Genomic DNA, 10510 nt, shown 5'->3' on the forward strand with positions numbered 1-10510 from the left:
TGGTGTCAGCAGTGTTCCGCCTGAGGGTAGATCCCGATGGTGGTGAGGAGGTGTTGTTGGTCGGGGTGGAGGGTGGTCCAGCGGGTGCGTTGTGTGTCGGTCCAATGCTTGAGGGTGGGGGAGTGGCCTCGGCCGGTGTGATGGTGCGCCTTGGCTTGCTGGTAGGTGCGTTGCCAGATGCTGGGCCAGGGTGGGTTCCACCAGGGATCGATGACGGTGAGGGCTTGGCTTGTGGTAGGGGCCAGGCGTCCTTGTCGGGCTTTGCGGCGTGTTTCTACCAGCCACCGGCCCAAGGGGAAGCCGTCGTGGTAGGTATCTGCGCTGGGGGAGAGATGCCCGTTCAGGGCGGCGTAGGAGCGGGCGGGGTCGAGTCCGGGACTCGGCGGGTAGACACGGCTGGTCCTGCGCCGCTGGCCGACGGCGTCTGCGGTGGCGGGCACGATCCCCAGTTCGGTCAGGAGTATCTGTTGCTCGGGGCGTAGACGGTCCCAGGCTGTGTGCTGTGCGGTGCTCCACGCGCGTACGTCGGCCGGCACACCGTGGGGGCGGGCCTGGGTAGTGCGGGCGCGGGTGTAGGCGCGCTGCCAGGCAAGGTCCCAGGGAGGGTTCCACCACGGGTCGATCGTGGTGAGGGCCTGATGGCGGGCGTTGGGGGTGGTGTCGCGTCGGGCTTGCTGGCGTTGGCCGTTGAGCCAGCGGCCGAGGGGGAAGCCGTCGTGGACGGTGGAATAGGCCACGGCCAGGGAGTGGTGGGTGGCGGCGTACGCGCGGGCATGCGTGAGCGCGGTCTCGGAATACAGGGTGAGAGGACGAGTACGTGCTGCTTCGCGGGTGAGGCCGATGCCGGTCAGGAGACTCTGCTGGCCGGGGTGCAGGTCGTTGTAGTGGGTGCGCTGCAGGCGTAGCCAGGAGCGCTGGGCGGGGGCGAAGCTGCGGAAGTCATGGTCGGCATCGAGCCGGTGACCGGCCTGTACCTGGTCGTGGATCTTTTGCCAGCCGCGCTGCCACGCCAGATTCCAGGGCGGACACCACCACGGGTCGACCGCGGTCAAAGCCTTCGCGGCGGCAGACTGAGGCGCGCCCCGGTGGGCATCGTCACGGGCGTGTTGGCGTTGCCGGCGCAGCCACCGACCGAGCTGGAAGCCGTCGTGGACGGTGTCGATCGCGGCAGCGAGGATTCGGTACGTCGCGTAGTAAGAGCGCGCGTATCCGAGACCGACGGCGAAGTCGGCTTCGCGTTCGGCGGGCCGTGCGGCAGCGCCGCGGGCCCGGTCCGCGGTCAGCCCGATCTGGGCGAGGAGGGCCTGCTGGTCGGGCTGGAGGGTGTCGTACTGGGCGCACTGGGTGATCAGCCACGTGGCCAGCGCGCTGCTGGTACCGGGGAACCCGGCCGCGGCTTCCAGGACGTGGCCGTCTTGGACGTGGGTGTGGGCCCGGTGCCAGGAACGCTGCCATTCCAGCGTCCAGGGCGGGTTCCACCAGGCATCGATCGCCGACAGCGCCAGCGCCCGGGATGAGGGGGTGCCGTGGCGGTGCTGGTAGGCGCGGTCTTTGCTGCGCTGGTTGGCCAGCCACTGCCCCAGCCTCAGCCCGTCCTGGACGGTGCCGGTGGTCGCGAGCACCAGCGTGCCGTGGGTGCCGGCGAAGGAGCGGGCGCAGGCGAGCGCGCGCTGGAAATGGGTGGCCATGTGCTTGCGGCGAGGCCGGGCCGCCTGTACGGCCTCACGCGTGAGGCCGATGCCGGCGAGCAGGCCCTGCTGCGCGGGGTGCAGCTCGTTGTAGCCGGTGCACTGGCTGTACAGCCATTCGCCCAGGCCGAAGCTGGTGGTGGGGAAACCGTGTTCGGGTCGCAGGCCGCCCCGGGCGCGGGCGTGGTCGCGGGCTTCGTAGTAGGAACGCTGCCACATCACCGTCCACGGCGGCCGCCACCACGGATCCAGTGACTCCAGGGCGGCGACGTGTTCGGGCGGCATCGCGGGGAATTTCCGGTGGTTTGACAGCCACCGTCCCAGGGCGAAGCCGTTGAACCGGCTGTGGATCGGGGCGGCGAGGTGGCCGTGGACGGCGGCGTAGGCGCGGGCGTGCGCCAGGCCTCTGGCGAAGGCCTGGTCCGAGGTGTGCCGCAGCCCCAGATGCAGCCGCGTACCGCCTGCGGACTTCTCCGGCTGCTGTGCGGTGTCGCGGTAGGCGGTGAGCTCGCGGGCGGTGGGGCGCGGCCGGTGCGCCATGTGCAGTGTCCACAGCCGGTCGGCGGCGGCTGCGTCCGCGGCGGCCCGTACGCAGTGCTGCACCCAGACCAGCAGAGGACCGGCCGAGGTCGAGGCGATCCGCTCGCAAAGCCACGGCCGCCCCGTGACCTGCGCCAGTCGGGCGACCAGGGCAGGGGTGTGGGCAAGCGTGTGGGGCAGATGCCCGCCGGTGTCGGCGAGCAGCCGCTGCCTGGTGCGCTCACCGGTGAGGACCGAGGCGAGGGCGACCGTCTCCGGGTAGGTGACCGCGTCCCGGACCAGCAGCCGCCACCAGCCCGGATCGGTGCCCTGCGGCGCTGTCCGCTCTGCCCGGCACGGCCACTGCTCCTCCTCGGGCCACTGCTGCGCCCACCAGGAGACGACCACGGCATGAGCGACCTCGAAAGCCCGAACGGCGTCCGGAGCGCGGCGCAGCAGCTCCAGGTGCCGCCGGTGCGCCGTGAGCATCTCGGGCAGGCCCGTCAGATCGACCTGCTCGGTGCCGGCCGGCGCGCCGTCGATCCAGAAGGTGCCGAGCATGAAGCGCCGGTGGCGCGGGCAGATCCGGGTGTGCGGTTGCAGGTACACGCGTGCGGGTTTGGTCCGTCCGGTGCGTGCGGCCGTGCACAGCCGGCAGCCTTCCCCCGCGGCCGGCACCACGGCCCCGAAGCGGAACCGCCCGGCCGCACCCGCCCCGTCCGGCGGGAGGGGTTCTCGGGCGGCCCAGGCGGGCAGGGCCCTTCCCAGGACGTCCTCGGGTACGCGGCAGAACACCGATATGCGGGTCCTGGCCTCGGCGTTGAGGTACACCTCGCCGTCCGTGCGGAACCCCTTGAACAGGCCTCCGCCGACCTGGAGCAGTGCCGGGATGAGGTCTCTGACACCGAGCCGGTAGCGGTCGGCCAGCCGGTCCAGGTACGACAGGTTCGTCTCGCCCTGCAACGGCGCGAGCCGTACCGGCCCCGGCCGCGCCGCTGCAGGGCGCAGCGGCTGCGGCTGTGGTGGAGGAAAGTCGTGCATGAGGGAGCACAGGCCGTTCTTGACGGGCTCGGATGTACCGGCATCCGAGCCGTGGCCAAATGGGGAGCAGGAGGGACGGTTGAGGCAGACGCCGCCGGTCAGAGTTGGCGTTGCGTGGGCATCCGGCGGCGCCGGGGTGTCCGGGCCCGTTGTTCGGCGGCGGTGTCGAGCTGGATCTGTTCGAGGAGCTTCTTGGTGATCTTCTCGGTGCTGTCCAGCAGGGACACGAGGGCGGCTTCGCGGATGAGGTGGGAGAGACTGCCCATGCGGCCGCCGGTGCGGGCGTGGAGGTAGGCGGCGTGCGCCACCAGCGTGCCGGGCCGGTGGTGGCGCAGTCGCAGGGCGCTGTCCATGCTGCGCACGAGGTCATGCCAGATCTGCTGATCCGGGGCGCTGCCGTAGCGCAGCGGCTGGTTGCGCACGATTTTGAAGCGGCCGGCGAGCTGGGAGCCACGCACCCCCGTCAGCAGGGGAGAGGCTTCGACGTCGATGCCGGAGTAGACGAAGGTGGCCGGGATCCGCTCGCCGAGGTACTTCAGCTGGTCGGAAGTCTCGGCGCCGGCCCGGCTGCGGGTGTCCATCAGGTGTACGTCGTCGACCAGAACCAGCTGGGTGCCCAGCTCGCACAGCAGCTCGCACACGGCGTTGGTGATCTGGATCTGGTTCATCCGCTCCAGGGCGGGCAGGCCCAGGAAGCGGGCGAACTCGCTGATGAGCATCTTCGGGGTGGAGGACGGCGGCACGGTGATGAACAGCACCGGCAGCCGCCCGTCCTGGTGCGGGTGGCGGCGCCGGTCGGCGAGTTCGACGGTGCGCCCGAGCTGCTGCATCGCGGTGGTCTTCCCGGTGGTGGCCGGCCCGGAGATGATCAGGCCGCGTCTGGCTCCGCCCTGCTGGCCGCGGTTGAGCAGCAGCAGACGGCGTACCGCGGTGGAGATGGTGTCCATGGCGGGGGTTTTCAGCACCACGAACCGCGCGTGGTAGTCCTCCCGCTGCTCCAGCGTCCACTGCTGGTCGCCGGCCTCGCGTGCTGGTGCGTGGGGCGTGTCGACGAACTGCTGCCACCCGTCCCACGTGCTCAGCGGACTGAAAGTGCTCGTGGTGGCGGGCTGGGCCGCTGTCACCATGCCTTCGCCTCCTGATACGGGTCGTAGATGCGCATGCAGCCCGTTCCGCCGGTGTCCGGCGTCTGCTCAGCGGTCTGGTCGCGGGCCGTTTCGCCCGTCGGTCTGGATACTTCGGCCTCATCCGCGTGGCCTGCCGCGGCGTCCTGGCCGTCGGCGAGGGCGGCGAGAAGGTAGTCCTCGCTGTCCGGGTCGTCCTCGATGCCGTCCAGGCTGTCGTCGGCGTCCCAGCCGCCGGCATCCTGAAGCGGGATGGTGAAGGAACCCGGCAGCCCGAACGAGGCCCCCGGCGCGAGAGGCGCAGGCCACTGCTGCGGGGTGGTGGCGGGGGAGGGATCGGTCATCTGTGCGGCCGCCTGGGCCCGGGCGGCTACCGTCCGCTCTCGCCTGCTGCCCAGTCCCTGGCTGGCACGGCGCAGCAGCGCGTCCAGCGCCTGGGCGATCGCCGCCTCGTGCTCTTCACGGCCATGCCGGCGTTCCACGGTGCGGCGGACGTGGTCGAAGGTGAACGCGGTGAACGGGCGCCTAACCGCCCCCGCGTGGACCCACGGCACCTCCAGCCATCCCTTGGGCAGGCGCACCCACACTCGGTTCGGATCGTAGGGGTTGTGGTGGACCTCCCACCGTCCGTTCTTGTCCGCCCGCGGCGAGCGGCGGCGCCGGTAGGGGTTCAGGCCGGGGTGGTCGTAGGTGCGGTAGCCGAAGCGGACGCCGTAGTCGTTGACGGCCTGCCACCGCAGCGGCAGCAGCTCGACATAATCGTCGGCGCACAAAGGCACCGGTACATGCCCGGTCAACGCCACCAAAGCTGCCCACATCTCGTTCGGGGAGACGGCGACCCGCGGCATCATCGGGTGCCGCAGCGCCTCGTGACGGCGCTCCTGCCACCCGCAGATGACCCACTCCTCCAGCAACACCTGCAGCTGCGCCAGGCTCCAGCAGGCATCCTGCTCCGCGGCCGCACCCCGCTGGGAGACGTCCGAGCCGGTGTGGCCCGGCAGGTACTGGCTGAACCCGTCGGCAATCGCGCGGAAGGTCCGCTCCACGTTGCCCTTCGCCGGGCCGTTCGCCGGCGGCACCGGCTGCACCGACACCCCCAGGCTCTCGCACGCCGAGACGAACGACGCCGACACATACACCCGGCCCTGGTCCACGACCACCGTCTCCGGCATGATCACCGGCCGGGCGGCCGCCTGCTCCAGCCGCGCGTCCACCGCCACCAGCCGCTTGTAGGGGATGACGGACCGCTGCATCGACAGCGCCGCGTCCCAGCCCGGCCGCATCGCGGCTGGCACCACCATCTGCGCCAGCAGCATCGCCGCGTCCACCGACGTCGTGCCCACCGGCCGCAGCACCGCGGCGCAGATGCTGCGCGTCGCCACATCCAGCGCCATGCACAGTTCAAGACGGCCGGTCACCCCGTCGTCCAGCACCGCCAGGACATCCAGCGGCGTGCTGTCCAGCATCACCAGCTCACCAGGCCGCAGTGCCACCGTCGGCGTGAACGGAGGTGCTGGCCGTGACGCATGCCACCGCCGCTGCGCCGCCGTCCCGAGCAGCCCCTGTCCGTCGGCCACCGCGTGCACCAGCCGGTTGAACGTCGAGGTCGGCGGCAGGGCCACCGCCCCGGCGCCGTACTCCTCCTCCAGCAGCCACCCCACCCGGCGGCGCAGCCGCACCAGCGTGCCCGTCGACCGCTCCCGCTGCCCCTCCAGCACCTTCCTGACTGCCGCGACCACCCGCTCATCGGCCCGCCCCACCGCCGACCGCTCCCGCACCGCCCGGCCGTCGACCAGCCCCCACACGCCCTCGCTGCGGTAGCGCGCCCGCATCCGGCGCACCGTCGCCGCACTCGCCGCCCAGCCTGCCGCCGTAAGCTCCTCGGCCTTCGCCTGCTCCCGCTGCGCCAGGCTCCGTGTCGCCGGATCGAATCGCTCCTGCGGGGCGCCCTGCCCGACCGCGTCAGGAAAGCCAGTCTCCACCTCCCGCACATGCCGCTGCCACGCCAGAGCCCGCTCCCGCACTTCCACCGGCAGCGCCTCCAACAGCCCGAACGGCGGCACCCTCCCCGGCGCCGGCCCGCCTTCCACCTCGAAGGACGGATCGGCGAACAGGCAGGGCAGCAGCACCACCGCCGAAGCACCCTCGTCACTTAACAGCGTGGCCCGGGCGCCTTCCAGCACGGCAAGCGTCCATACCCGTCCGTCGTAGCGCAGGCGCGCCCCGACCTCGACAACCACTTGCGTCATGCCGCTTCGGCCTCCTGCCGTGCGACCGACACGATGGCACGCTCGTGCAGCGGTTCGTCCAGCCGCACCCGCAGCACACCGCTCCACAGCGCGTGAAAGACCGCAGGCCACACGGCGACCGGGTCACCCAGCCCGTACACCGCCTCCACCGCTGGCCGCGGACTGCCGAAGGCCTCCACCAGAGCCGGCATCCACGGCCCTGCGGCGTACCGGGGATGCCGATAACCCGACAGCCACCGCACATTGGCCACCAGCACTGGATCCGGCGGCCCCGCCAGCCGGTAGGACCAGCCCACTGCCTCCGCGGCAGCCGCCACAACCCGTGCCCGCTCCACCAGCCGGGCAGAAGTCCCGCTGCGTCCCGCACAGTCGAGCAACAGGCCGCTGCCGTCCTGAAGCCTGGCCATCAGCTGCGGCGCATGACCGACGACCTTGCCGTCCTCGTGCCACACCAGCTTCACCGGCCGGCAGGCCAGCGCCACCACCACCGGATCCCGGTCCAACAGCATCAGCTCGGTCTGCATCACACCGGACCCGTACCCCACCAGCCGCCCAGTGGTCGACGACCACCACCAGCCTGGAGCTACACGACGTCCGTACCGGACAGGAAACGGCCGTACCGCAGAACAGTCCTCAAAGGCGACGTCCTGCGCGGCCTCGAGCCACGGGATCTGACGTGCACTTCCCAGGGGGCCCCGGAAACACGCATCGATACAGCTGGCACCTACAGCCGTATCGCCCCCACCTCGAACAGCGCTGTCCGCTTCCTGCATGCTGACAGTCAACCCAAACTCAATACCCGCCCGCCGCAAGAGAATTGACAGAAAAATCCACCAGGGCTTGGACGGCAGCTCCTTGCCACCACAGGCCCAGCCCCGACCCATCAGGCTGCAGCCGCCCGTGAAAGCTCTTGGAGCCGGCCGAGAGGCTTCTACGACCTCGCCCAGTCCAGTCCGAGATCGGCGAGCTGCTGGAGCTTGTCGGGGGTGAGTTTGGCCCGGCGACTCTTAGTGTTGGACAGGAACACTCCGAGCTTGACCTCGGTGCCGTCGTCCAACCGTTCTACGTGGGCCCTGGAAACCGTCAGGGAGCCGGTGCGGGCCTTGTACTGGACCAGGGCCGCAACGCCCCGCTCGAAAGCACCCAAGGATTCCACGGACGGCTTCATGGGCGCTTTCTGCTCCGGGGCCGGAGGGACGACACCGACGTCCTCCAGGCGCTCGCGCTGCCCGTCGGCCAAGGCAGCCCAGACCCCGGGTTTGCACTGCTTGGCCAGCCACTTTCCAATGTCCATCCCGTGGACGGTGACCCCGGGCAGGACCCCTGTCAGCCCTTCTTCATCGCGCACCAGCTCGCGCAGCGCGGCAAAGTGCCGCTGCCATGCCGCCGGCCACGGCGGGTTCCAGTCCTGATCGACCGCCTTCAGCGCGGCCTCCCACTCCGGTTTGCCGGCGAGTGCACCCGGGCGGCGGAGGTTGGACAGCCACTGCCCGATCGGCCGGTCCAGCATCGTCGCGGACCGGGGCGCGCACAGTGTCCAGTGCTCGTCGTAGTACGCCTTCGCCGCTTCCAGGTTCTCCTGGAACCGTTCATCGGCCACTGACCACACCATGCCGAGCCGCTCCAGCCGCTGCGCGCGCTGCCCGCTCATTTCCCCGGCCGCGTATGCCCGCCGTTGCTCCGCCACCCACTGTCCAAGGGGCGTCGCACCCTCCCGGTGTCCGTACGGCACCCTCGCGTTGCCGACCCGCTCGACGTACGCCTTCAACTTCGCCCAGCCGCGGGCCCAGTCCTGCCGCTCGGTGTCGATCACGTTGAAGGACACCCAGTCCGCGACCATCACCGGATCCCGAGGAGCCGCAAAACGCAGCAGCAGACGGGCTTCGTCCTCGCCTTCTTCCGGCTCCGTACCGATATTCACGGACGGCTGCGCAACGTCCTTCTGGGGCTCTTGTGGAATGGCCAGCAGTTCCACGGCCTCTTCATCGTGAGCCCGCAGACCTTCCAGAACCTTCACCAAAGGCCGGTACGAGGCGGAGGTGAACATGTCCTCGGGCTGCTCCCCGGGCTGGAGGAATACCGGCACAATCAACGAGGCCAGTTTCCCTTCCCCTGGCTTCTGCCGCAGCGCCCGCCCGATGGCCTGCACGATGTCGTGCGGTGCGCCCTTCGGGTCCAGCAGCGCCACACAGTCCACGGCCCGGATGTCGACGCCCTCGCCCAGCACCCGGCAGTTGCACAGCACCGCACGCCGCGCCGTGCTCGCGAACGTACCGAGCACCCCCCGCCGGCGCTCGGGCACGTGCTCCCCGCACAGCCAGTCCGCCCAGATCGTCGCCGGGTACTTCTCCGGATCGTCGGCGTGCAGCTTGGCTGCCACCTGCTGCAGGCCCTCCGCGTAAGCCTGCGCCTCCATGGTCCGGTGGTGGAAGGTGATGCAGGTGTTCAGGTGGTAGTCCGCCATCGTGCGCAGCAGCGCGGCCTGGAGCGCACCGAGCCGCTGCCCGCGCACCTCCTCGCTACGCCGCTCCTCACCCATCAGCCGCTCCGGCGTGACGACTGGGTCCGCCAGCTCCACCACGATGATCTGATACCGCGCAAGCAACCCGCGGGAGACCGCCGACGCCAAGGAGAGCTTGTACAGGACGGGACCGAAGATCTCCTCGTCGTCCATGGACGCCGCCATCTCCTTCGGCAGCGCTTCCCGGATCCCTTCGGCGACCTCCCAGTTGGGCCGCTCCTGCCAGATCCGCGGCGTCGCCGTCATGTACAGCCGCCGGCGTGCCGGGATGATCCCCTGGTCGTGGACGTCCGCCCACGCCTTCCCCAGCGAACCACTGGTCCGGTGCGCCTCATCGACCACCACGAGGTCCATCGGCGCCAACTGCTGGCCATAGGTACCCTCGAACGCCCCCGCCAGCACCGGCAACGATGCGTAGGTGGCGTAGATGGTCACGGGCCCCTGCCCGTGCCACATCGCGAGCCGCACGGGGTTCGTGGTGCACCGCACTCCCAGGTTCCACAGCTCCGGATCGTCCTGAGGCGAGCACACCGCGACCGCCGGCCCTGTGTGCCCGGCCCCGTGCCACGCCTTGATCGTCTGGGCGAGCAAATCCAACGTCGGCACCAGAATGAGAACACGGCCTTTGGGCGCAAGCCGCTTGGCCGCGGCGGCGGCAATGACGGTCTTCCCTGTCCCGCACGCGGCATGGACCTGCCCTCGCAGGCCGTCCGTAGGAATGCCGCCCGGCGGAATATCAAGACCGCGCACAATAGCGGCAACGGCCTCGATCTGGTGGTCACGCAGTTTCACGGCCATGCCCCGTGTTCTCCTTTTCGCGGAATGCACACGTAGTCAGGAAGGGAATCCCGGCGCGGGTACGCGGCGTTGGGGGTGTGGTGTACAGGACCAAACTCTACACAGAGCCGAGCAGTGATGCACCAACGTCGAGCCAACTTGACTCCCCAGGGTGATACATGGCCCGATCCCACCCATGAAACGGCCGATCTCCTGTATGCTGGCAGAGTGCAGCGAACGCGCACAGGACACGGTCCGAGCGTAGGGGAGGGGTTCGGGTGGAGCGCAGCGGAGCCCGTCACTGCGGTGGGGCGGAGCCCGATCGACCCGACGGACCGTCACAGCTATCGCGGGGGTGGTGTGCAGTAACCCCAAGCCCTGCACAAGCCCGCGCGCGATGCACCTCCCCTCGTAGCCAGCCAAGGCAACCGCGCTTGCGCGGGTGCCCACAATTCGCGCTTGCGCGAATTACCCTGCTTTTAGAATTCCGCTTGCGGAATTCCATTCCGGCGCTTGCGCCGGAATCCGAATTGCGCTTGCGCAATTCGCGCTCTATACCCCGGCTTGCCGGGGTATATCCCGCTCCGCGGG

At 70.2% G+C, this 10510-nt stretch carries 5 protein-coding genes; all 5 read right to left on the reverse strand.

Annotated features, from left to right (window positions below):
* Nucleotides 1–5: 5 nt before the first annotated feature.
* Nucleotides 6–3248 (reverse strand): Helicase associated domain protein, encoded by a 3243-nt coding sequence (locus JXZ78_RS24010; RefSeq protein ID WP_030019298.1) that lies wholly within the window; start codon nt 3246–3248, stop codon nt 6–8.
* 98 nt (nt 3249–3346) lie between these two features.
* Nucleotides 3347–4375, reverse strand: coding sequence for a TniB family NTP-binding protein (locus tag JXZ78_RS24015; protein ID WP_030019297.1), 1029 nt, complete (start codon nt 4373–4375; stop codon nt 3347–3349).
* Complete coding sequence (locus JXZ78_RS24020) at nt 4369–6621, reverse strand: TnsB C-terminal domain-containing protein (protein WP_030019296.1); 2253 nt, start codon at nt 6619–6621, stop codon at nt 4369–4371. The genes JXZ78_RS24015 and JXZ78_RS24020 overlap by 7 nt, the downstream gene beginning before the upstream one ends.
* Nucleotides 6618–7505, reverse strand: a complete 888-nt coding sequence (locus JXZ78_RS24025) for a TnsA-like heteromeric transposase endonuclease subunit (RefSeq protein WP_308281061.1) — start codon at nt 7503–7505, stop codon at nt 6618–6620. The genes JXZ78_RS24020 and JXZ78_RS24025 overlap by 4 nt, the downstream gene beginning before the upstream one ends.
* 47 nt (nt 7506–7552) lie before the next feature.
* Nucleotides 7553–9940 (reverse strand): DEAD/DEAH box helicase, encoded by a 2388-nt coding sequence (locus JXZ78_RS24030; RefSeq protein ID WP_030019294.1) that lies wholly within the window; start codon nt 9938–9940, stop codon nt 7553–7555.
* Between the last annotated feature and the right edge of the window lie 570 nt (nt 9941–10510).

This window comes from Streptomyces monomycini (assembly GCF_022271435.1).
In the GTDB taxonomy this organism is placed as follows: Bacteria; Actinomycetota; Actinomycetes; order Streptomycetales; family Streptomycetaceae; genus Streptomyces; species Streptomyces monomycini.

Coding starts and splice junctions, on each gene's coding strand:
- JXZ78_RS24010 (WP_030019298.1), bottom strand. CDS start 3,248: ATGCACGACTTTCCTCCACCACAGCCGCAGCCGCTGCGCCCTGCAGCG.
- JXZ78_RS24015 (WP_030019297.1), bottom strand. CDS start 4,375: ATGGTGACAGCGGCCCAGCCCGCCACCACGAGCACTTTCAGTCCGCTG.
- JXZ78_RS24020 (WP_030019296.1), bottom strand. CDS start 6,621: ATGACGCAAGTGGTTGTCGAGGTCGGGGCGCGCCTGCGCTACGACGGA.
- JXZ78_RS24025 (WP_308281061.1), bottom strand. CDS start 7,505: ATGGGTCGGGGCTGGGCCTGTGGTGGCAAGGAGCTGCCGTCCAAGCCC.
- JXZ78_RS24030 (WP_030019294.1), bottom strand. CDS start 9,940: ATGGCCGTGAAACTGCGTGACCACCAGATCGAGGCCGTTGCCGCTATT.